Below are 20,979 nucleotides of genomic sequence, written 5' to 3' on the forward strand. Positions count from 1 at the left end.
TTGATGGGAAAAAAGTCTAAAAGCCTTATCCAACAAGGTTTTTATATTTATTCAGCCCACCCTAACTATGTTATGATCAAGAGTCTGACCTATTTTACCGTTCTAGAACTATGACGCAACAGTATCGCATTACCCTACTACCCGGCGATGGCATCGGGCCGGAAATCCTCGCTGTCACCGTAGAGATACTGAAAGTCATCGCTAAAAAATTTGACCTCCAGTTTGACTTCCAAACCGCTTTAATTGGAGGGGCAGCCATTGATGAAACCGGCAGTCCCCTCCCCGAAGCAACTCTGAGCGCCTGTAAAAATAGTGATGCTGTTCTCCTGGCTGCTATCGGGGGTTATAAATGGGATAATTTGCCCCGGCAGCAAAGGCCAGAAACGGGATTATTAGGCTTAAGATCTGGTTTAGGTCTTTTTGCTAATTTGCGTCCTGCCACCATTTTTCCGCAATTAATCGACGCTTCTAGTCTCAAAAGGGAGATTATCGAGGGAGTGGATATCATGGTCGTCCGGGAATTGACCGGGGGTGTTTACTTCGGTCAACCGAAGGGGATTTTTGAGACAGAAACGGGAGAAAAATGCGGTGTAAATACCATGGTTTACTTGGAATCAGAGGTAGACCGCATCGCTAAGGTGGCCTTTGAAATTGCCCAAAAACGCGGCAAGAAACTCTGTTCCGTCGATAAAGCTAATGTTCTCGATGTTTCCCAACTCTGGCGCGACCGGGTGACGAAAATCGCCGCTAATTATCCCGATGTGGAACTTTCCCATCTCTACGTCGATAACGCAGCCATGCAGTTAGTCCGTGCCCCCAAACAATTTGATACTATCGTCACGGGCAATTTATTCGGTGATATTCTCTCCGATGAAGCGGCCATGTTAACTGGTAGTATCGGAATGTTACCCTCCGCTAGTTTAGGGACTGCTGGGGTGGGAGTTTTTGAACCCGTCCACGGTTCGGCCCCGGATATCGCCGGCCAAGATAAAGCCAATCCGATCGCCCAAATTCTCAGCGCTGCTATGATGTTAAAATATGGGCTAAATCAGCCTTTAGCGGCAGCAGCACTGGAAAAAGCCGTAGAAAAAGTCTTAGACCTCGGTTATCGTACTGGAGATATTTTCTCGGAGGGTATGACCTTAGTAGGATGCCAGGCTATGGGCCAGGCCATCCTGAAAGTTTTAGAATCCTAACAAAAGTGGCATAATTCAGAAATCGTCATATACCATTGATTTAATAAATATCTCAATTTAATCGTGGGGAGACGAGTGATATGGTGGCCCTATCTGAGAAAACAGAACAACAACGTGTCGATATGGAAATCCCAATTTTGTTAGATCCTACTGTCTTAAGGGCAGCCAGACGCATTTATCGCATCTACTGTACCCTCAATAGCAGAGTTAGTAAACGTCCTTTCGGTGTCGCTATTAACCGCGACAATCATCGCGGCCAATTGATTTTTAACAATAAACCGATTCTTCTCCCCGGGGAATGTTTCGTCCCGATTAAGCAAATCGAATCAGAAGCCTATTAATTTTTGTGAAGATTTGCCCCGAATATCTTGCCAAACGTCAGCTAATACCCACTGACGTAATTTTTTTGTTTACTAACGCGATGTGCAACTAAGGAGAGACAAGAAGCTCAGAGCGTAATATATTAACTTTAGTAATTACAAAAAGAAGTAGTTCTATGAGTGACATCAAGCCAATCCCAAATGAATTTGTAACTGTCAAAGGCCCTTATGGCGTTATTAATCACGGTGACGGCTACGCCATTGTGATTGTACAAACAGGAGAATGTATCGCACGCAATATTTCCTCTTTTCTTGATTGCGTCAAAACCATTGATCACCTATTGGGGACAATGCCACCGCCACCACCGCCACCACCGCCACCAAACGACGACAAAGAGCTAGATCGTGTTCTTCAAGATTATAAGCCTGATATTCAGCGACTAATCAGAAAATATGCTCCAGAGACGAGAAGGGTTAAAAAAAATAGTAATTTTCTTGGTTATACATGGTATAAATGCTATGACGACTCAGGAAAGGTATTAGGGCGGGTCAGAGGAAGTGATGATGATCGCTATTGGCAGTATGGCGGTCTAGATAGTCAAAAACATTATTAAATTTACGCGATGTGCAACTAACAATGACAGAATCAGGGTTCCAGAGGATACTTTAATCTCTGGTGATTTCTGAAAGCCTTGTAAATCAAGACTAAAAATATAGTTGTACACTGGGTTACTATAAAAAGAATGTTCGGGAATAATCTTAACTCTACCCTAATCCAAGACCTCGATCGCCTAGAAAATCGTCTTCGGGAAATTCCCCTCGAACCGGGAGTGTACTTCCTGCGCGACCAAAATGGCGAAATTCTCTACATCGGTAAATCCAAAAAACTCCGGTCTAGAGTCCGTTCCTATTTTCGTCCCAGTCAACCCCTCAGTCCCCGCATTGCTTTGATGGTGCGACAGGTGACAGAAATTGAATTTATCGTCACCGACACGGAAGCAGAATCCTTGGCCCTGGAAGCTAATCTAATTAAACAACATCAGCCCCATTTTAATACTCTCCTCAAGGACGATAAAAAATATCCATACATTTGTATTACTTGGTCGGAAACCTACCCGCGCATTTTTATCACCCGCAAACGTAGGATAAATAACCAAAAAGACCGTTATTATGGTCCCTACGTCGATACTAGGCTGCTGCGCCACACTTTACACCTAATTAAACGCACTTTTCCCCTGCGTCAACGTCCCCAACCTCTGTTTAAAGACCGTCCCTGTTTAAATTATGATATCGGTCGTTGTCCGGGGGTTTGTCAAAAATTAATTAGTCCCCAAGATTATCGGGAAACCTTGCAGAAAGTGGCGATGATTTTTCAGGGAAGGACGGGAGAATTATTAGAGAAATTAGCGACAAAGATGCTAGAAGCGTCGGAAAACCTAGATTTTGAAAAAGCGGCCACGATTAGGGATCAAATTCGCGGATTACAGGCCCTTAATACCGATCAAAAAGTCTCTTTACCTGATGATACCGTATCCCGGGACGCGATCGCTTTAGCTAAGGACGAGCAGCATTGTTGCATACAATTATTCCAAGTGCGTTCTGGTCGTTTGGTGGCACGTTTGGGATTTTTTGCCGATAGTCAGTCAGCAAACGAGGGAGAAATCCTGCAAAAAGTCCTAGAAGAACATTATTTATCGGTGGAAGGGGTGGAAATTCCCAGCGAAATCCTGTTACCCTGCGAATTACCGGAAGGTGAGGTGTTAGCGGGGTGGTTAAGGGAAAAAAAAGGTCGCAAAGTCGAGTTAACTGTCCCCCAACGGCAAAGTAAAGCGGATTTATTAGCTATGGTGGAGAAAAACGCTCTTTATGAGTTAGAAAAGACGAAAAGAAGCGCCGACCGAGATTTACAGTCTTTGCAGGATTTAGCGGTAATTCTCGATTTACCGGCACTGCCGCACCGCATCGAGGGTTATGATATTTCTCATATTCAGGGTTCTAATGCAGTCGCGTCGTCAGTGGTGTTTATCGATGGGGTGGCCGCTAATCAACATTATCGTCACTATAAAATCAAAAATCCCGAGGTTAAAATCGGCCATTCCGATGATTTTGCCAGTTTAGCAGAAGTAATTCGCCGGCGTTTCCGTCGTTATGCCGAAAATACCGATAATATTGCCGAAAGTGATGATTTTCCCGATTTGGTCATGATTGATGGGGGAAAGGGACAATTATCGGCAGTGGTGGCAGTTTTAGGGGAGATGAATTTATTAGAACAGGTAAAAGTTGTTAGTTTAGCTAAACAGAGAGAGGAGATTTTTTTACCCGGGGAATCCTCTCCTTTAGAGACGGATAAGGAACAACCCGGAGTGCAATTATTGCGTCGAGTCAGGGATGAAGCGCACCGCTTTGCTGTTAGCTTTCACCGACAACAAAGGATGCAAAAAAGTCGCCGTTCCCGTTTGGATGAGATACCGGGGTTAGGTTTTAAGCGACAAAAGGAGTTATTAGCTAATTTTCATTCGGTGGATTATATTCGCGAAGCTTCCCTAGAACAATTGCAACAGGTGACAGGAATTGGGGAACAATTAGCTAAGGAAATTTATAATTATTTTCATCCTAGGTAGGGATAAGCTGTATAAAGAAGATAAGGCGGTGTGTTTTTGCGTAACAATGCAGAAATTAGAATATTGGTATCAAGAACGAGACGCAGCACGAGTTTCTCGGATAGCCTCATTGATAGATTCTTCGATTTCTTCCTCGGAATAACGCGAGTTACGTTCTTGGACAGAATCCACGGTTGCTTCAAAGCTCGCTCTTTGTGACGTTTCTTCAAAGTATCCCTTTTTTGCGCCTTTTTGTCCTAAAGCTGATCCGGTTAGTGACCAACGTACCATGATTTTTCTCCTTTAGCGCCTAAACGCATAAACATCATAACCCATTTCTAGCAACAATTAGAAAGAATAAATTTTAACCTCAGATAAGGTGCTTTACACCCAACTAAGAATAACCGTTGGGGTGGTTGGGTTTCGCTTTTTCAATCGAATTGAGCCATTTTCGACCCCGTATTGTTTCGCTTAACTCAACCTAGGAGGCCGAAAACCTAGACTAACGCGGAGTAATTTCACTCAACGCTTCTTGCAGCACTTCATCACTTACACCATGACGCTTCAAACTAGCAACGAGAGCAGAAATTGTATCTCCCTCTAGACGCTCCAAATCCGCACGCAGCCCTTGTCCAATGTAAGCACGGATCAAAGGTTGATAACCTGAGAAACCAAGCAACGGTGCAACCCGCTTTAAATCTTCAATCACATCTTCGGGAATACGAATCGTGATTGTAGTCATAGGGCGATTTTTCTCCAGTCGTTTTTTTAATGCCTCAACTTTCATAATACCGTCATGGTTGAGCGGGTTAATTCTAGATTTCTCGTCATTCCAAACAAAAGTAATGCCACTTAGGACAAAATAGACATCCATACTTGTAGTATAGGCAGGATGTATTTACATTGTCAATACTTTATTAACACACCCTAGGAGGCTACGAGGCTTCATCTTTAGGAAAAACGCCGTAACTTGGGATATAACTGAATCTGCTAGGATGCTATCACAGAATAGAAGACCACATCTATTAATTGCTGAGGCAGAACTAAGTTTAACCGCTCTTTTTTTAACTACTTATATCGCTTTCAGGTAAAAAAATTAGGCGTTTTCGGTTTACCATAGTCAAAGTGTGCTTTCTAGGCTAATGACTTTGACTAAAAACCCCGTGAGCAGAAACCGTCGTTTTTCCCCGCGCAATCTCTTTGAGACTTGCATGGCCCTATTGGTGTTATGTAATTATATTCTGGTTATTTTCGATTTAACTTATATTCCCCTGCGAGATTTTTGGTTACAGGGACGCTTGCAAATAACTTTATTAAGATTTAATGAACCAATAAAACTCGGTCCGATTTCCTTTCAAGAATTACAAATACCTCCCGATAAACCCCTAGAAATTCCCTTTGTTAAAGGAATTGCTAAGTATGATGTGGTGAAAGGGATTAAACCCTATCGCAGTACCAGTGAATATTTAGATACAGTTAATAAACTTAATCAAATAATTAATCAAAAACTCTTTAACCCAGAGTTTAATCTGGGAGAATATCGCCAAGAGATTGAGAAAATTTTAGAAAATTTGCGCCAGAATAGTGTCAATATGGTCGATAATAATCCCTTTGCCTCGGCGGAGAAAACTGGGACTTTAGAAAAGATTAAAAATAAAATGCGCTTGCGGGTTTTTAAAACAGAAAATGTTTCCGCAAAAGCAGCCTTTCAGAAGTTTTGGACTTGGGATTATCTCAGTCAAAATGGCTGGGAAAAAGAGTTGAAATTTTTCAATCAAGAAATTCAACCTTTAATAGAAACTAATTATTTTCGTCCCCTGGGAGAAGATGGGAGACCGATAGATAACTTTGAGGCGATCGATTTTTTATTTGGTACCATCTTTTTCTGGGAATTTATGCTGAGAACTTGGTGGATTGCTCGCACTCATAAAGGCCTGCGTTGGCGCGAGGCTATGTTATGGCGATGGTATGATATTTTTCTGTTTGTTCCTATCTGGAGATGGTTGCGATTTATTCCTACCGTTATTCGCCTAGACCAAGTTAAAATTATTAACTTAAAGTTGATTAAAGAACAGGCAGTTAAAGGTTTAGTCGCGCTAATTTCTAAAGATATTACTGAGATAATATTTCTGAGAATTATTAATCAAACACAGGAATATATTCGACGGGGACAAGTGGAGAAATTTCTCGATCAATCCCTTAGTGGTGGATATAATAATCTCAATGATACTAATGAAGTTATCGAAATTTTTCGGTTAGTAGTTAATAGCACTGTTGATAAGGTTTTACCGCAAGTTAAACCGGAAGCAGAAGCTTTAATTAAATACAATATCGAGAAAATTCTCAGTCAAACTCCCGCTTATCAAAGCTTATTGCGATTACCCGGTATGAAAGGATTAAAAACTGACTTGAGCAATCGTCTATCTAGTCAATTGTATCAATCTTTTGTTAACATAGCGGAAAAGATTACCCAGGAAGACGAAGTTTTTGAGCGTTTATTACAGCAATTAGTCCAACGTTTCGGGCAATCTCTCGCCGGGGAATTACAATCCCGTCACAGTCTAGAAAGAATCGAGATGTTATTAATTATCTTCCTAGAAGAAGTGAAATTAAACTATGTAGAAGAATTCTCGGATGAAGACTTAGAAACTATCCTCGAACAAACTCGCTTACTCCACTCTCAAAGTGCAGAAATTACCCCAGGAGAAACCATGAATCCTCGTCGTCTTCCCTAAAAATTAGCGATCATTGATTAGCTAATATTGCTTGATTTTTTGATCACTTTTCTAGTAATATATATGCTGAAGACCCGATTACTCAATTAACCTAATTATCTACTCCTATGTTAACAAAAATTATTCTCGGGTTACTTTGGTTAGGCTTCGGATTATACGCTTTTTTACTAGCACCCCCTGATCAACCAGATACAATAAATTTAATTATCGATCTTTCCACTGGAAAATGGCAAAATATTAACCCGTTAATTATCTCTCTTTTCAACCTGATGGGAGTTTGGCCACTTATCTACACTAGCCTTTTAATTATCGATGGTCGTGACCAAAAAATCATCGCTTGGCCCTTTACTTTTGCCTCCTTTGCCGTGGGTGCTTTCGCTATTTTACCCTATCTAACTCTCCGTCAACCCAACAGCAATTTTACCGGTAAAAAAAATCTGGTCATTAAACTTTTAGACTCACCTTGGTTGGGAGTAATTGCCCTAATTACTGCGGCAATTTTAATCGCTTACGGATTAATTAACGGCAATTGGTCTGATTTTTGGCATCAGTGGCAAACTAGCCGTTTTATTCATGTTATGAGTTTAGATTTCTGTCTTTTAACCCTATTATGTCCAATTTTGCTGCAAGATGATCTAACCCGACGGGGGTTAAAAAATCCTTTCCTGTTGCCGGTAATTTCCCTTTTGCCTCTAATCGGTCCGGCAATTTATTTAATTATTCGTCCTCGCTTAGGGGAGAATTAAGAGTAAATTTTCTTGAGCAAACTTAACTATTTCTTGACAAGAGAAGTTCATATTTAACAGAAATTATGCTGAGGTTCCCCTAAAATATGAGGAAAGAGATTAATGTCCAGATTAGAAGGAGTGTTTAACCTTGTTAGAGAGTCAAAAACCCCCTCGGATTTACTGCTTTCAGGCTGATTATCTTGCCTGCCAACAATTTAACCCCCAAGAGATTCCCGCTTGGTTATCCTTAGAAGTAAACTGGCAGGGTTATAGAATTCATACCCTACCCTGGGTAGCAGACGTAGCTAGGGTATTAGGATTATTAGCGATCGAAGATACCCCCCAAGGGTGGCAAGATTATTTAGAAAGCTTGGGATTAGCCAAAATTAGGTTAATGGACAGCGAGGAGTTTTTTGAGGATAAATCTTTATCGGGATGTTAGAAATGCCCTATAATTGGCAATTTAGTGATGATTCTACCAGTGAATTTATGCCCTATAAACTACTCTTCGTCTGTTTAGGAAATATCTGTCGTTCTCCCGCTGCCGAGAATATCATGACTTATCTGATTGAACAAGAAGGATTAGGTAATAAAATCCTCTGTGATTCTGCGGGGACTGCCGGTTATCATATCGGTTCTCCTCCCGATTCTCGCATGAATACGGCGGCCAAAAAACGCGGTATTCCTCTGCAAGGGACAGCCAGACAATTTACCCGCGAGGATTTCGATAATTTTGATCTAATCCTAGCCATGGATAAATCCAATTATCAAGATATTTTATCCCTAGATCGGACAGGAAAATATCAAGAAAAGGTCAAGTTAATGTGTGACTATGCTCGTTATCACCCAGAAAAAGAAGTTCCCGATCCCTACTACGGTGGTCGTGAAGGTTTTGACCGCGTAATCGAGCTACTTTTAGACTCCTGTGGCAGTCTTTTGGAGGAAGTAAAAAACAAAATTTAAGTTTTTTCTTTCAGCTAATCGATTAATCTATGTTCAAGGGAAAAACGAACCAATTCAGCCCGATTGTTAGTATTGGTTTTTCTGAGTAAACTGCTAACATATTTCTCGATCGTGCGAGAACTAAGATGCAGTTTTTGCCCAATTTCACTGTTAGAAAGTCCCCGGGCTAAATGTTCTAACACTTCCCGCTCGCGATTAGTTAACTTAAAATCGTCCTGTAAAGAAGAAGTTAAAACATCCCTAGTTTTGGGGCTTTCTTCTGGTTTTAATTTCTGATATTGACGTTCGCTTTGCACCATTTGCGCTCGCTCTAAAAGATTGCGAATAACCGCTTTTAATTCCTCCATCTCAAAAGGTTTAGGAAGATAGATATCACAACCCACTTGATAACCGCGAATTCTTTCTTCTGTTGACCCTCTTTCGGTTAAAAAAATTACTGGTAATAACCTAAATTCTGGCTGTTGCCGCACCTTAGTCACCAAAGAATAACCGTCTAAACGCGGCATTTTTATATCCGATACCAAAAGATGAGGATGATAGGTATCCAATAAATTCAAAGCTTCCAAACCATTACTCGCCGCTACCACACTATAACCTGCTAATTCTAAATAGTCTTTGACTGCTAGGCGGATACCGGGGTCATCATCGGCAATTAGAATCAAAAGAGGCATAGAAATTAACAGGACAAGGTTTTTTCGGTATTGATAGCCTAGCACCCTCCGCTCGCCACAATTGTCCATCAAGCTACAGAGGCCGTTTTAACTGATATTATACTAGCAGTAACCAGCTTTTTCAGTGATCAGATGTGAGTTTTTAGATTTTTTCTCCCCATCTCCCCACTCCCCCAACCCCTTGTTTACTTTTTACTTAAGATGACAGATTATTTAGTTTCCTTGACAATTTGGGCGGGTATTTACGCGATTTTTGCCCTCGGTTTAAATCTACAATGGGGATTTACTGGCTTAATTAACTTTGGTCACGTTGCTTTTGCCACTTTAGGAGCTTATGCAACGGTTTTATTAACTTTACAGGGTGTACCGATGATTTTTGCCGCTATTGTCGGGGCGATCCTAGGGGCATTGTTGGGATTAGCCATCGGTTTTTCCACCCTGAGATTAAGAGCCGATTATCTAGCGATTGTCACCATCGGGGTGTCTGAGTTAATTCGTTTGCTGGTGCTTAACGAGGATTGGTTAACGAAGGGTAGTTTCGGACTACAACGTTATCCCCTACCTTTGGATATAAATCCCAGTTTTCCCGTCAAATTATTAATTATTGCTCTGTTTACCCTGCTTGCTATCTTTGCTCTCTGGCAATTGGGGCGCAATCTGCAACGACAATGGCGCGAAGCGGGGCAAATTAGCGGTAAAAGCTATCAACCGACGCAAAAGAGAGCTTTAATCTTTTGGGGGTTGTTAGGGTCGATAATACTGCTTTTTCTGTATATAAACGGTGTAATTGCCTTGAATGATTATAATTACAAAGCGGGGCTGATGGTGGTAGTTTTAATACTCCTCGCTCTCGTTTATACTGGTTTAGAATTACTTTTGCGATCGCCTTGGGGCCGCATCCTCAAAGCTATCCGGGAAGATGAAGAAATTCCCCGGGCTTTGGGAAAAAATGTCTTTTGGTATAAGTTACAATCTTTGATGTTGGGCGGTGCGATCGCTGGTTTAGCTGGGGCTTTTTTAGCATGGCAATTAACCACCATTTACCCGACTAATTTTGAACCGTTATTGACTTTTAACGCTTGGATTATTATTATTCTCGGTGGCTCTGGTAGCAATGCCGGCACCTTACTAGGAGCAGTAATTTTCTGGGCTTACGATTCCCTAACTCGCTTTATTCTACCCCAATTAGATATTTTTAATGATAGCCAATTAGGGGCTTTAAGGATTATGATTATCGGTCTGCTGCTCATGGTTTTAATGATCTGGCGACCCCAGGGTATCCTCGGCAAAAAAGAGGAGTTAACTTTGGGAAAATAATTTCAGTTATCAGTTATCAGTTATCAGTTATCAGTTCATCGATTACTGTTCACTGAAAACACTTCCCACTTCATAATTCATAATTCATAATTTATATATGTTACTTTCTGCCAAAGGATTATCGAAAAGTTTTGGAGGCATTCGCGCCGTCAATAATGCTTATTTGGATGTGCCGCAAGGCAGCATCACCGGGTTAATCGGACCAAATGGAGCCGGAAAAACTACACTTTTTAACCTTTTATCTAATTTTATTCGCCCGGATAAAGGGGAAGTTTTTCTTGATGGTCAGCCCATTCATCAGCTGCCTCCCTATCAAATTGCCCTAAAAGGATGTGTGAGAACTTTTCAAGTAGCCAGGGTATTATCCCGATTAACGGTGTTAGAAAATATGCTCTTAGCTAGTCCTGGACAAACGGGCGAAAATTTTCTCAAAGTCTGGTTTCAGGGGGCAAAAATTCGCCAACAGGAACAGGAAAATCGTGCCAAAGCTTTGGACATATTAGATTCGATCGGTCTGGGGGAAAAAGCGCACGATTATGCGGGAGCTTTATCGGGAGGACAGCGTAAATTATTAGAGATTGGCCGAGCGCTAATGACCGAGCCAAAATTAATTTTATTAGATGAACCTGCCGCTGGAGTTAATCCCACTTTAATCGGTCAAATCAGCGACCATATTATTGAATGGAATCGTCAGGGAATTACCTTTTTAATTATCGAGCATAATATGGATGTGATTATGTCCCTTTGTCACTACGTTTGGGTATTAGCAGAAGGGACAAATTTAGCCGATGGCATTCCCAGCGAAATCCAAAAAAACGAGCGGGTTTTAAAGGCTTATTTAGGAGACTAAAGCTAATTTTTGCACCTGTTGAACAAAGTTAGCCAGAATTTTTAAGCCATTAGTCGAGGATTTTTCCGGGTGAAACTGCACCGCCACCAAACGATCACGAGCGATCGCTGCTGTCACCGTTTGACTGCCGTGGCTGACGGTGGCGGCAGTCAGATGACTATCAAGGGGATCAACATAATAGGAATGGACAAAATAGACGTGAGGATGCGGGGGTAATCCCTGCCAAAGAGCATGATCCGGCTGGGTGAAGTCTAACTGATTCCAACCCATGTGGGGAATAGTAATGCCAGGTTCCGAGCGAAAACGGCGCACTGTCCCCGGAATAATCCCTAAACCCGCCTCTTGACCTTCCTCTGATGAGTCAAAGAGAATTTGTAAACCGAGACAGATACCGAGAAAGGGTTTACCATTAGCGATCGCCGCTTTGATCGGTTTTTCGAGATGACGAGCGCGAATTTGCCGGACGGCAGGATCAAAAGAACCGACTCCGGGTAACACAATAGCGTCAGCTTTTTCGAGATCTAGGGGAGAATCGGTAATTTTCGGCACTGCACCCACGGTTTCCAGTCCTTTACAGGCAGAGTGCAGATTTCCCATGTCATAATCGATGACAGCGATTAAGGTCATTGCTATATACTGATCAGGCGATGACCTTATTTTAGAGCAATCACACTACTAAATTAGCCCTTGAATCAAAAGTTGTTAAATGGGATTTGAACCCGCAACCGGCTACTTACAAATCAGCCCTGCATAATTGATAAAACCCTTTTCCCACAACAAACACAGGGCCATCTCAATCCTTGACAACCGCTTTCGCCAGAATTACAGCCAGCCGAGAGATTGTCTTCCCTAGTCGATGAACATCTGGTTAAACTTCATCTTGATGAGAAAAGCTGTAACACAACTAAAGTTTTTAAATTGAATAATCGATAACTTTCTCACTTTTATTGTCAAAATCAGTGAGTAGGGTCGCTTTTCTCGGTTTTAAATGTACCGTTTGTTCTGGTTGTAACTGTAATTGCTTGTATTCCTCTCGATTGAGGTAAGCTACCACCATTTCCCCATCAGCTAACATTAATTCTACCTGTATTTCCCAGCCTAAATGAATAACTCTTTTTACCACTGCCCAACTATTCAACCCATCTTGATTGGGCATAATTTCGAGGTCGTGGGGACGGATAAAAACGGTGGAATTATCCCCCGGATGATGTCCATTTCCTAATCCTGCTAAACTGGGTAAGATATTCACTTCCCCAATAAACTGCATCACAAAAGGTGTGGCTGGATGATCGTAAATTTCGGCGGGAGAACCCACCTGTTCAATTTTACCATGATTCATCACAACAATCGTATCGGCCACTTCCATTGCTTCCTCTTGATCGTGGGTAACAAAAACACTGGTAACGTGAACTTCTTCGTGTAAATTTCTCAGCCATACCCTTAATTCTTTTCTAACTTTTGCATCTAAAGCTCCAAAGGGTTCATCTAATAATAATACATTCGGTTGAATGGCTAAAGCGCGGGCTAAAGCTACTCGCTGCCGTTGTCCTCCCGATAATTGGGCGGGGTAGCGATCGCCTAATCCTTGTAATTGAATTAATTCTAATAGTTCCTCAACTTTTTTCTTAATTACTGGCGATTTTTGCTGGCGAATTTCTAGCCCAAAAGCAATATTTTGACGAACAGTTAAATGTTTAAATAGGGCATAATGTTGGAAAACAAAGCCTATATTTCTCCGTCTAGGATCAAGATGGGTGGTATCTTGTCCGTTAATGATAATTGCGCCACTATCGGGAGTTTCTAATCCCGCAATTGAACGTAATAAGGTGGATTTTCCCGATCCCGATGGTCCGAGAAGGGCGACTAATTTGCCTTCAGGAATGGTTAAACTGATATTATCTAAGGCTTGAAAATTGCCGAAACGTTTAGAAACTTGCTGGATGATAATACTCATAATTTTTAGGTTTTTTGTAGAACGTAGGTTGGGTTGAAGCATGAAACCCAACGCCCGCTCATATTTTTAGGTTAATTGTAGTTAAGTAGTATGAATTTTGTGGGCGGTTTTACGTTCGAGAATTTCTTTGATAATTAAAGTAACTCCCGCTAGTAAGGCGAGAATAGCCGCCGCACTAAAAGCAGCAGGAGTGAGATAATTTTTATAAGCCTGTTCTACGAAAATTGGCAGGGTGGCAGTTCTACCTAAAATACTGCCAGAAACCACAGAAACTGCCCCAAATTCTCCCATCGCCCGGGCATTAGTTAACAGCACTCCGTACATCAACCCCCAACGAATATTGGGTAAAGTGACGCGCCAGAAAATCTGCCAATCATTTGCCCCTAAAGTGCGCCCCGCTTCCTCTTGTTCTAAGCCAATTTCTTCTAAGACTGGGATAACTTCTCTAGCGACAAAAGGCATAGTAACAAATATGGTTGCTAATACCATTCCGGGTAAAGCAAAAAGTATTTTTATACTGAAAAGTTCTAGAAAAGAACCTAACCAACCATTGCGCCCATAGAGCAGTACAATCATTAAACCCGCTACCACGGGAGAAACGGCAAAAGGTAAGTCAATTAAACTAATTAATAAAGTTTTACCACGAAATTGATTGCGAGCAATTACCCAAGCGGCACAAAGTCCAAAAATTGTGTTTAAAGGTACAGTAATTAGGGCAATAATTACTGTTAATCTTACCGCTTCGATAAAGTCAGAAGTTCCCGCCGCTTCTAAAAAAGCTTGGAATCCATTGCGAAAAGCATAGTAAAATACTGCCGCTGCCGGAATAAATAATAATAGTGCCAGATAGACAAGGGCGATGATAATTAGTAGGGGTTTGTAATCCCACTCTTTCGGTTTAGTTGATTTTTTTAGACTCAGCATTTTTGATCTGTCTCCAGTCATACTCTAATATTTTTTACTCTTTACTTAACTCTGTATTTTTGCCCCCATTGCTGCAGGAAATTAATTACTACTAACATGAACAAAGAAACCAGTAATAAAACCATGCCGATTACTGTCGCCCCTGTGTAATCATATTCCTCTAGTCTTTGGAAGATTAAAACTGGGGCAATTAAATCCTTAAAGGGAATATTAGAGGAGATAATAACTACGGAACCATATTCACCGATCGCTCTGGCAAAACCGAGGGCAACTCCTGTTAAAATAGCCGGTAGTATTGTGGGAAAAATCACTCGCCAAAAGATTTGCCAAGAGGAAGCACCGAGGGATAAAGCCGCCTCTTCTACCTCTTTTTCCATTTCCTGTAAAACTGGCTGTAAGGTGCGGACAATGAAGGGTAAAGCGATAAATAACATCGCCACAAAAACCCCTAAAATGGTAAAGGATATCTTAATGCCAAAGGGGGCAAAAAATTGACCGAGCCAACCCTTATCACTGTAAACTGTGGCGAGGACTAAACCAGCAACAGAAGTGGGTAAAGCAAAGGGCAAATCCACACAAGCATCGACAATTTTTTTACCCGGGAATCGATAACGCACTAACACCCAAGCGATAATAGTGCCAAAAACTCCGTCAATTAATCCGGCGATTAAGGAAGTCAAAAAAGTGACTTGGTAAGCGGATAAAGAAATCGGTAAAGTGGCAACACGCCAAAATTCAGCAAAACCAAGAGTTAGGGATTTAGCAAATAGTGCCGCTGCTGGTAAAACCAACAAAACCACTAGATAACTAATGGTAATTACCCAAGGAATAGAAACTTTTTTCAGGGGTTGACTGGGAGATAAAGATAATTGTGGGTTAGCCATTGTTAATTATTGCTAGAGATTACCAATTGTCTGCTTCTTCAAGAACTTGTGCTGAATCATACCAAACTTCTACATCTAAATCTGCCAGATAGGAAAGGGCATTTTCTATACCTTGAGAGTTGCCTTGTAGTTGTAGATCAAACCAGCCATCTTGATTATTATTGGCAGCTAACAAAGCGGAAAATATATTCACTTTTAGACCGGGAAAAGACCCTAAACGTGCTATAATTGGCTCGTTAATATATTGTTTAGGAACCCGAATTTTTATTCGTCGGGAAGTGGGGCGATCAAGTCCCGATTGATCGAGATGTAAGTCACTTTGGGGATGATTAATAGTTTGCCATTGGGGTTGATTATCCATAGTTTTTCTCCTTAGGATTTACCAGCTTTAGTCAGAATTTTATCGAACAAGCCTCCATCATCAAAAAATTGCTTTTGTACCTGATCCCAACCGCCTAAATCCTGCACGGTAAAGAGATTTTTTATCTGAGGAAATTTACTCTCAAACTCTTTAGCTACCGTCGGTTCAACGGGACGAAACCCCACCTGAGCAAATTCTCTTTGGGCTGCGGGAGTAAATAAAAACTGCACAAAAGCTTCCGCCACTTTTCTCGTACCTTTTTTATCCACATTGGCATCAACAACCGCCACGGGATTATCAATAGAAATATTATAATCAGTGGGAACAGTATAGGCTAAATTCTCACCTTTTTGGTTAGCGAGAATCATCTCGTTTTCGTAATTAATTAGCACATTTCCCTGGCCCTGTTTAAAAAATACATCACTAGATTCGCGAGCATCTCTAGGTAAAACTGGCACATTTTTAAAGACTTTTTCGACAAAAGTTTGCGCCTCTTGTTCACTGCCTCCCGCTTGCGTCACCGAACCCCAAAGAGCGAGAAAATTCCAGCGCGCTCCGCCAGAAGTCTTGGGATTAGCGGTAATAACTTTAATATTATCCTTGGCTAAATCTGACCATTTATTAATTTTAATATTGGCATCACGAGGAACAAAAGCCACTACAGATTTATGAACAATAGAGTCATTGGGAGCTTCTTTTTCCCAACCGGGTTGAATTAATCCCGCTTGCTCAATTTTCTTGGTATCCAAAGCTAAAGCCAAAGCTACCACATCCGCTTCTAAACCATCGATAACGGCGCGAGTTTGGGAACCGGAACCACCATAACTCTGTTCAAAAGTTACTTTTTGCCCCGTTTTTTGTTGCCATTCCTCGACAAATTTGGGAATGATTTTTTCGTAGGCACTTTGGGTGACAGCATAGGAAACAAGTGTCACAGTCACGGGTTTTTGGCTGTCATTGCCGCTATTGGTGGGGGATGGGGTGCAAGATGCCAGCATTCCTCCCGTCAGGACAGTTGCCATGAGTAGGGATAAACAAGACTGGGATGACTGCATCGGCGGCGCTCCTAAAATTTACTCTGAGGTTGTATCTGTTTTCAGGCGTGTTTTAATCCTACAGCATAGGAAACAAAATTTCAATACATTTATAAAACAAACTTGAAACCAAGTTAGGAGAAGAGAAACTGTGAGAAGATAGAATCAGTGCTACATCTAGGTTTGAGACTATGGGCAAGAGCGTCAAAGCCAAAAAAACAACCCTCCTACAACAACTGATTAACCAGAGTTTTCTCTTTCGCGGACTAGAGGAAGCTTGGTTAAGTCAGTATCTCGATGCCGACAATCTCAAGCTAGAGACGCTATTTTCCAATCGTCCCGTCTATACGGCTTTTCTCCCCGATGAATTTCTAGATGTTTTGTATGTGATTTTGAATGAGGGTGTAATCGTCGTCCGCAGCACTCCCCTCGACCGGATTATTGCCATTACCTACCCCGGCGGCTGTTTTGGCATGAGGAGTTTACCCTTTAGTTATGGTTTAGCCAGTCGCGCCTTTCCCTGTTTGGTGGAATCCTATAAAACCACCCACGTCCTGAAAATTCCCTTATCGGCGCTAGAAAAGATTTACAACGATAACGAAAGTTTTCGTCAACGGTACTGTTTTTTATTTGAATTACAGCAAAAATTCGAGTATCATTTGCTTAATTGCAGTAGCTATCCACCCCAAGCTGTAGCCACTTTACTCAGAGCTTTAATCTATCAAGAAAGAGAATTAGGCAGTCAACCGAGTGCTGAAAATATCTATACTTTTGATCTATCCGTAGATGTGATTGCTCGCGCTTGTCAACTCAATCAACGCACCGTCGAACAGGTATTAAAAGGATTGCAAAACGTGGGATTAATTGCCTCAGAATCGACGGGGGATTTAATTCGGGTACTGGATGCCGAGGGTTTAAAAGAAGTGTACAGTGCCACCAGGGATAAAGTTAATTGGTGGCCCCTCAGATAAGTAGGTTTGGCCTTATTTATTATTGCCATTGACAGCGCTTTAAAGCATCTTCGGCAGCCGCTTTGGTGGCATCCTGTTTCCGTTTACCTTTACCTGTACCGTAGAGAAGGTTATTAACCCGCACTTCGGCAGTAAATTCCCTAGCGTGGGGGGGTCCTGTCACATCGATGATCGTATATTCTGGATTAGAGGCAAAATTGGCCAGGGCCCACTGTTGAAAGAGATTTTTGGCATCGATAAAAGATGGCGATTCCGATTGTTGGGAGACTAAATGAGAGGCTACAGGGATAAAAAGTTGGTGCAGATAGTTTTTAACCGCATTTAACCCCGAATCTAGATAATAAGCCCCAATTATCGCTTCAAAAGTGTCCGCTAATAGGGTAGGATTCGATCGCCCCCGATCTTTAATTGCCCCCTTACCCAAACGCATTAACTCCCCCAGGCCGATTTCGATGCCTAATTGCGCTAATTGTTCTTCTTTGACCAAATTTGACCGCAAACGAGTTAATTCGGCCTCGTTCATGGCGGGATATTTCTGATACAAAAGTTCGCCCACCAAAAAAGCCAAAATCGCATCGCCCAAAAATTCTAGGCGCTCGTTATTTTCCGTCAATTGGGACTGTTCATTAACATAGGAACGATGGGTTAAAGCTTGGGTGAGAAGGAGAGCATTTTGAAAAGGAGGCAAACAAGACATTACAGAAATGATCAAGTCAAGAGCATTTCTTATCTTAATCCGACCCCACCCCGAATAGATGAGACGAACGATCCTTTTTTTACTGTTTTTTCCGGCTAGTTTAGGCATAATCTCCCAAGTATTCTCACCGGAAAACCTATCCGCTGCTATTCTTGCCCTAGGTACCCTGGTGATGTGTATGGAACAGGCACGCATGGCAGCGGTGGACTTGGCAGAAATTGCCCAATTTCAGCAAAAAACCAGCGATCCTCGCCTCGATCGCTTTTTTATAGTTACAATTAGTACAATTGTTTTAGAATTAGCGGGCTTTTATCTGGCTGCCCTCTGGATAGGATGGGGAGCTTTAATAGTTTTAGTTAGTCAAATTTGGTTTCATTGTTTAGCCAAAATTCAACTGCAGCCAAGCACGGGAAAAATTATTGACCATGGCATAGGGCCACGTTTACCCATCTTACTCGCTGACGGAATCGGCATAATCTTCGTGGCTTTCTGGTTAGCCAAAATTGCCACCCTAATTATGGCCATGACTTTAACGACAATGTTATTAATCTACGGCTCTATTAAGTATAGACCTCTTGTCAAAATCAAAAATCTTCCCTTGGTTGAGGAGTAGGTAGCCAGTATTCGGTCGTCAGGAGAATCAAAAATGAGCTTTAATCAATTAAATTCTCTATTTAGAGATTTTATGCCTATTTTTCTCATTTTTGAACTCTCAAAAATTAATTATCGTTGAGCTTGCCGCTAGAGGATTTGAGCGCATTTTTCTCTCAGACATCAGCCCTCCTTTGCTAAAATGATAATCATTATCATTTTAACTGGCAATGGTCAATCAAATTAAGTCCCCCCTGGCAGAAAGCCCCGTTATCCAAGAAGATTCGCAAAAAATAGTAAAAATACGCCATACTTGCGCCCATATCTTAGCGATGGCCGTACAAACTCTCTTTCCTGAAACCAAAGTCGCTATTGGTCCCTGGACAGAAACGGGATTCTACTACGATTTTGATCGCCCAACACCCTTTACCCCCGAAGATTTGGAGAAAATAGCGGCAGAAATGGGGCGAATTATCGGGCAAAACCTGCCAATTATCCGAGAAGTGCTGGAAAGAAGCGAAATTACCGCAGAAATCGAGCGCCTTAATCAACCCTACAAAAAGTTAATTTTAGAGAGAATTCCCCCAGATGAAACCATTACCCGTTATTTTATCGGTAGTCCGGACGCAGGACGGAGCGATCGAGAACCCTCGTTAATTGATGGTGCTGTTTCTCCCCCAGAAGAATTTTGGTGGGATCTGTGCGCGGGACCCCATCTCAACTCGACGGGGGAAATTAACCCAGATGCTTTCGTCTTGGAGAGTGTAGCGGGTGCTTATTGGCAAGGAGATGAAAAACAGCCGCAATTACAGCGAATTTACGGCACAGCTTGGCAAACCCCCGCAGAATTACAAAATTATCTCCAACAAAAAGAAGAAGCGCAGCGACGAGATCATCGCAAATTGGGACAACAATTAAAATTATTTAGCATCCAAGAAGATGCCGGTGGCGGCTTAGTTTTTTGGCATCCCCGGGGTGCAACAATGCGTTATTTAATCGAAGATTATTGGCGCCAAGCTCATTTAGAAGCGGGTTATCAATTTCTTTATACTCCCCATCTAGCTAATTTAGATCTGTGGAAAACTTCTGGACATTGGGACTTTTATCGCGACAATATGTTTGAGGCGATCGAGTTAGAACAGCAAAGCTATCAAATTAAGCCGATGAATTGTCCTTTTCATGTTTTAACCTATCAAAATGACCTGCATTCCTATCGAGAATTTCCCCTCAGATGGGCAGAATTAGGCACAGTTTATCGTTACGAGCGATCGGGGGTTTTACACGGATTAATGCGGGTGCGAGGTTTTACTCAAGATGATGCTCATATTTTTTGTTTGCCAGAACAAATTGCCGCAGAGATTCTAGGAGTTTTGAATTTAACCGAGAAAATTCTCTCCGATTTTGGCTTTACTAATTATCAGATAAATTTATCGACTCGTCCCAGTAAATCAGTGGGTAGTGATAGTGTTTGGGAATTGGCAACGGCGGCTCTAATTGAGGCCTTAAATGCTAAAAAGTGGGATTATATTGAGGATCAGGGAGGTGGGGCTTTTTATGGTCCGAAAATTGATATAAAAATTCAAGATGCGATCGGTAGAATGTGGCAATGTTCCACGATTCAGGTCGATTTTAACTTGCCAGAACGCTTTGATATGCAATATGTCGCTAGGGATGGTAGTCGCGAAAGACCGATTATGATTCATCGAGCTATTTTTGGCTCTTTGGAAAGATTTTTTGGTATTTTAATCGAGAATTATGCGGGAGATTTTCCTCTCTGGTTAGCACCTATTCAAGTCCGTTTATTACCCGTTAGTGATGAACAGCAGCATTATGCTTTAGGGGTGGCAATGCAGTTAAAACAAGCTGGTTATCGAGTGGAAATCGATAAAAGTGGTGAGCGTTTAGGTAAACAAATTCGTACAGGAGAACTAGAAAAAATACCTGTCTTAGCTGTGATTGGAAAACGAGAAGTTAGCAGTAAAACTCTAAGTGTTCGCACTCGACAAGGGGGTGATTTAGGTTCGATGACGCTGGCAGATTTATTAGAAAAAATGCAAACAGCGATCCTATCTAAAACTAATCTCTGAAGCTTTTGTATCAACCGGCAAATAGTGGATATCGATCCCTTCCAGGAGAATTTAACAGGGTTGAAAAAGCCTATTTTCTGTCAATTAATTAACTTA

The 20,979-nt window shown here is 41.7% G+C and carries 23 protein-coding genes; 13 read left to right on the forward strand and 10 right to left on the reverse strand.

Annotated elements, in window-relative coordinates; translation table 11 throughout:
• Nucleotides 1–110: 110 nt before the first annotated feature.
• The 4 genes from leuB (at nucleotide 111) to uvrC (ending at nucleotide 4,137) form a co-directional block, all read left to right on the forward strand.
• Nucleotides 111–1,196, forward strand: coding sequence for a 3-isopropylmalate dehydrogenase (gene leuB / locus myaer_RS04230; RefSeq protein WP_046661088.1), 1,086 nt, complete (start codon nucleotides 111–113; stop codon nucleotides 1,194–1,196).
• An 80-nt stretch (nucleotides 1,197–1,276) separates the two neighbouring features.
• Nucleotides 1,277–1,537: a hypothetical protein gene (locus myaer_RS04235; protein WP_002734814.1), complete on the forward strand. Its 261-nt coding sequence runs from the start codon at nucleotides 1,277–1,279 to the stop codon at nucleotides 1,535–1,537.
• A gap of 155 nt (nucleotides 1,538–1,692) precedes the next feature.
• Nucleotides 1,693–2,130 (forward strand): hypothetical protein, encoded by a 438-nt coding sequence (locus tag myaer_RS04240; RefSeq protein WP_042790379.1) that lies wholly within the window; start codon nucleotides 1,693–1,695, stop codon nucleotides 2,128–2,130.
• Between the two features lie 129 nt (nucleotides 2,131–2,259).
• Complete coding sequence (gene uvrC / locus myaer_RS04245; protein WP_046661089.1) at nucleotides 2,260–4,137, forward strand: excinuclease ABC subunit UvrC; 1,878 nt, start codon at nucleotides 2,260–2,262, stop codon at nucleotides 4,135–4,137.
• Between the two features lie 69 nt (nucleotides 4,138–4,206).
• On the opposite strand, the gene myaer_RS04255 is transcribed toward uvrC, so the two are convergent.
• Nucleotides 4,207–4,407, reverse strand: a complete 201-nt coding sequence (locus myaer_RS04255) for a hypothetical protein (RefSeq protein WP_046661090.1) — start codon at nucleotides 4,405–4,407, stop codon at nucleotides 4,207–4,209.
• 211 nt (nucleotides 4,408–4,618) lie between these two features.
• Nucleotides 4,619–4,903, reverse strand: a complete 285-nt coding sequence (locus tag myaer_RS04260) for a hypothetical protein (RefSeq protein ID WP_024968654.1) — start codon at nucleotides 4,901–4,903, stop codon at nucleotides 4,619–4,621.
• A 355-nt stretch (nucleotides 4,904–5,258) separates the two neighbouring features.
• Between myaer_RS04260 and myaer_RS04265 the strand changes: the two genes are divergently transcribed.
• The 4 genes from myaer_RS04265 (at nucleotide 5,259) to myaer_RS04280 (ending at nucleotide 8,542) form a co-directional block, all read left to right on the forward strand.
• On the forward strand, nucleotides 5,259–6,851 hold the full coding sequence (locus myaer_RS04265; RefSeq protein WP_046661091.1) for a hypothetical protein: 1,593 nt from the start codon (nucleotides 5,259–5,261) through the stop codon (nucleotides 6,849–6,851).
• A gap of 107 nt (nucleotides 6,852–6,958) precedes the next feature.
• Nucleotides 6,959–7,597, forward strand: coding sequence for a hypothetical protein (locus tag myaer_RS04270; protein ID WP_046661092.1), 639 nt, complete (start codon nucleotides 6,959–6,961; stop codon nucleotides 7,595–7,597).
• A gap of 130 nt (nucleotides 7,598–7,727) precedes the next feature.
• Entirely contained in the window at nucleotides 7,728–8,021 is a 294-nt protein-coding gene (locus myaer_RS04275) for a hypothetical protein (protein WP_045361517.1), read from the forward strand.
• Nucleotides 8,022–8,023: 2 nt separating this feature from the next.
• A complete protein-coding gene (locus myaer_RS04280; protein WP_046663601.1) occupies nucleotides 8,024–8,542 on the forward strand; it encodes a low molecular weight protein-tyrosine-phosphatase in 519 nt (172 codons plus the stop codon).
• A gap of 14 nt (nucleotides 8,543–8,556) precedes the next feature.
• Here the strand turns inward: myaer_RS04280 and myaer_RS04285 are convergent, their stop codons facing one another.
• A complete protein-coding gene (locus myaer_RS04285) occupies nucleotides 8,557–9,213 on the reverse strand; it encodes a response regulator transcription factor (protein ID WP_002802605.1) in 657 nt (218 codons plus the stop codon).
• A gap of 201 nt (nucleotides 9,214–9,414) precedes the next feature.
• Between myaer_RS04285 and myaer_RS04290 the strand changes: the two genes are divergently transcribed.
• Together myaer_RS04290 and myaer_RS04295 are read left to right on the forward strand one after the other, a co-directional pair.
• Nucleotides 9,415–10,530, forward strand: coding sequence for a branched-chain amino acid ABC transporter permease (locus myaer_RS04290; RefSeq protein WP_046661093.1), 1,116 nt, complete (start codon nucleotides 9,415–9,417; stop codon nucleotides 10,528–10,530).
• Between the two features lie 97 nt (nucleotides 10,531–10,627).
• Nucleotides 10,628–11,380, forward strand: coding sequence for an ABC transporter ATP-binding protein (locus tag myaer_RS04295; RefSeq protein WP_002802598.1), 753 nt, complete (start codon nucleotides 10,628–10,630; stop codon nucleotides 11,378–11,380).
• Here the strand turns inward: myaer_RS04295 and hisH are convergent.
• The 6 genes from hisH to myaer_RS04325 all read right to left on the reverse strand — a co-directional run bounded on the left by hisH (nucleotide 11,369) and on the right by myaer_RS04325 (nucleotide 16,558).
• Nucleotides 11,369–12,007: an imidazole glycerol phosphate synthase subunit HisH gene (gene hisH, locus myaer_RS04300; RefSeq protein ID WP_046661094.1), complete on the reverse strand. Its 639-nt coding sequence runs from the start codon at nucleotides 12,005–12,007 to the stop codon at nucleotides 11,369–11,371. The two genes, myaer_RS04295 and hisH, sit on opposite strands and share 12 nt — an antisense overlap.
• 286 nt (nucleotides 12,008–12,293) lie before the next feature.
• The gene (locus myaer_RS04305) at nucleotides 12,294–13,334 is read right to left on the reverse strand and encodes a sulfate/molybdate ABC transporter ATP-binding protein (RefSeq protein ID WP_046663602.1); all 1,041 of its coding nucleotides are present in this window, start codon (nucleotides 13,332–13,334) and stop codon (nucleotides 12,294–12,296) included.
• 81 nt (nucleotides 13,335–13,415) lie between these two features.
• A complete protein-coding gene (gene cysW / locus myaer_RS04310) occupies nucleotides 13,416–14,258 on the reverse strand; it encodes a sulfate ABC transporter permease subunit CysW (protein ID WP_046661095.1) in 843 nt (280 codons plus the stop codon).
• Between the two features lie 41 nt (nucleotides 14,259–14,299).
• A complete protein-coding gene (cysT, locus tag myaer_RS04315) occupies nucleotides 14,300–15,142 on the reverse strand; it encodes a sulfate ABC transporter permease subunit CysT (RefSeq protein WP_046661096.1) in 843 nt (280 codons plus the stop codon).
• A 19-nt stretch (nucleotides 15,143–15,161) separates the two neighbouring features.
• Nucleotides 15,162–15,503, reverse strand: coding sequence for an NIL domain-containing protein (locus tag myaer_RS04320; RefSeq protein ID WP_002802587.1), 342 nt, complete (start codon nucleotides 15,501–15,503; stop codon nucleotides 15,162–15,164).
• An 11-nt stretch (nucleotides 15,504–15,514) separates the two neighbouring features.
• Complete coding sequence (locus tag myaer_RS04325; protein WP_046661097.1) at nucleotides 15,515–16,558, reverse strand: sulfate ABC transporter substrate-binding protein; 1,044 nt, start codon at nucleotides 16,556–16,558, stop codon at nucleotides 15,515–15,517.
• Between the two features lie 170 nt (nucleotides 16,559–16,728).
• Here myaer_RS04325 and myaer_RS04330 point away from each other — a divergent pair, with 170 nt between their 5' ends.
• Complete coding sequence (locus myaer_RS04330; protein ID WP_046661098.1) at nucleotides 16,729–17,508, forward strand: Crp/Fnr family transcriptional regulator; 780 nt, start codon at nucleotides 16,729–16,731, stop codon at nucleotides 17,506–17,508.
• A gap of 19 nt (nucleotides 17,509–17,527) precedes the next feature.
• On the opposite strand, the gene rnc is transcribed toward myaer_RS04330, so the two are convergent.
• Nucleotides 17,528–18,205: a ribonuclease III gene (gene rnc, locus myaer_RS04335; protein WP_046661099.1), complete on the reverse strand. Its 678-nt coding sequence runs from the start codon at nucleotides 18,203–18,205 to the stop codon at nucleotides 17,528–17,530.
• Between the two features lie 58 nt (nucleotides 18,206–18,263).
• Between rnc and myaer_RS04340 the strand changes: the two genes are divergently transcribed.
• Both myaer_RS04340 and thrS read left to right on the forward strand, forming a co-directional pair.
• Nucleotides 18,264–18,818: a hypothetical protein gene (locus tag myaer_RS04340; RefSeq protein WP_046661100.1), complete on the forward strand. Its 555-nt coding sequence runs from the start codon at nucleotides 18,264–18,266 to the stop codon at nucleotides 18,816–18,818.
• Between the two features lie 208 nt (nucleotides 18,819–19,026).
• Nucleotides 19,027–20,883, forward strand: coding sequence for a threonine--tRNA ligase (thrS, locus tag myaer_RS04345; protein WP_046661101.1), 1,857 nt, complete (start codon nucleotides 19,027–19,029; stop codon nucleotides 20,881–20,883).
• Nucleotides 20,884–20,979 lie beyond the last annotated feature (96 nt).

The sequence above is a fragment of the Microcystis aeruginosa NIES-2549 genome (genome assembly GCF_000981785.2).
GTDB lineage: Bacteria > Cyanobacteriota > Cyanobacteriia > Cyanobacteriales > Microcystaceae > Microcystis > Microcystis aeruginosa_C.

Coding starts and splice junctions, on each gene's coding strand:
- leuB (WP_046661088.1), top strand. CDS start 111: ATGACGCAACAGTATCGCATTACCCTACTACCCGGCGATGGCATCGGG.
- myaer_RS04235 (WP_002734814.1), top strand. CDS start 1,277: ATGGTGGCCCTATCTGAGAAAACAGAACAACAACGTGTCGATATGGAA.
- myaer_RS04240 (WP_042790379.1), top strand. CDS start 1,693: ATGAGTGACATCAAGCCAATCCCAAATGAATTTGTAACTGTCAAAGGC.
- uvrC (WP_046661089.1), top strand. CDS start 2,260: ATGTTCGGGAATAATCTTAACTCTACCCTAATCCAAGACCTCGATCGC.
- myaer_RS04255 (WP_046661090.1), bottom strand. CDS start 4,407: ATGGTACGTTGGTCACTAACCGGATCAGCTTTAGGACAAAAAGGCGCA.
- myaer_RS04260 (WP_024968654.1), bottom strand. CDS start 4,903: ATGAAAGTTGAGGCATTAAAAAAACGACTGGAGAAAAATCGCCCTATG.
- myaer_RS04265 (WP_046661091.1), top strand. CDS start 5,259: ATGACTTTGACTAAAAACCCCGTGAGCAGAAACCGTCGTTTTTCCCCG.
- myaer_RS04270 (WP_046661092.1), top strand. CDS start 6,959: ATGTTAACAAAAATTATTCTCGGGTTACTTTGGTTAGGCTTCGGATTA.
- myaer_RS04280 (WP_046663601.1), top strand. CDS start 8,024: ATGCCCTATAATTGGCAATTTAGTGATGATTCTACCAGTGAATTTATG.
- myaer_RS04285 (WP_002802605.1), bottom strand. CDS start 9,213: ATGCCTCTTTTGATTCTAATTGCCGATGATGACCCCGGTATCCGCCTA.
- myaer_RS04290 (WP_046661093.1), top strand. CDS start 9,415: ATGACAGATTATTTAGTTTCCTTGACAATTTGGGCGGGTATTTACGCG.
- myaer_RS04295 (WP_002802598.1), top strand. CDS start 10,628: ATGTTACTTTCTGCCAAAGGATTATCGAAAAGTTTTGGAGGCATTCGC.
- hisH (WP_046661094.1), bottom strand. CDS start 12,007: ATGACCTTAATCGCTGTCATCGATTATGACATGGGAAATCTGCACTCT.
- myaer_RS04305 (WP_046663602.1), bottom strand. CDS start 13,334: ATGAGTATTATCATCCAGCAAGTTTCTAAACGTTTCGGCAATTTTCAA.
- cysW (WP_046661095.1), bottom strand. CDS start 14,258: ATGCTGAGTCTAAAAAAATCAACTAAACCGAAAGAGTGGGATTACAAA.
- cysT (WP_046661096.1), bottom strand. CDS start 15,142: ATGGCTAACCCACAATTATCTTTATCTCCCAGTCAACCCCTGAAAAAA.
- myaer_RS04320 (WP_002802587.1), bottom strand. CDS start 15,503: ATGGATAATCAACCCCAATGGCAAACTATTAATCATCCCCAAAGTGAC.
- myaer_RS04325 (WP_046661097.1), bottom strand. CDS start 16,558: ATGCAGTCATCCCAGTCTTGTTTATCCCTACTCATGGCAACTGTCCTG.
- myaer_RS04330 (WP_046661098.1), top strand. CDS start 16,729: ATGGGCAAGAGCGTCAAAGCCAAAAAAACAACCCTCCTACAACAACTG.
- rnc (WP_046661099.1), bottom strand. CDS start 18,205: ATGTCTTGTTTGCCTCCTTTTCAAAATGCTCTCCTTCTCACCCAAGCT.
- myaer_RS04340 (WP_046661100.1), top strand. CDS start 18,264: ATGAGACGAACGATCCTTTTTTTACTGTTTTTTCCGGCTAGTTTAGGC.
- thrS (WP_046661101.1), top strand. CDS start 19,027: ATGGTCAATCAAATTAAGTCCCCCCTGGCAGAAAGCCCCGTTATCCAA.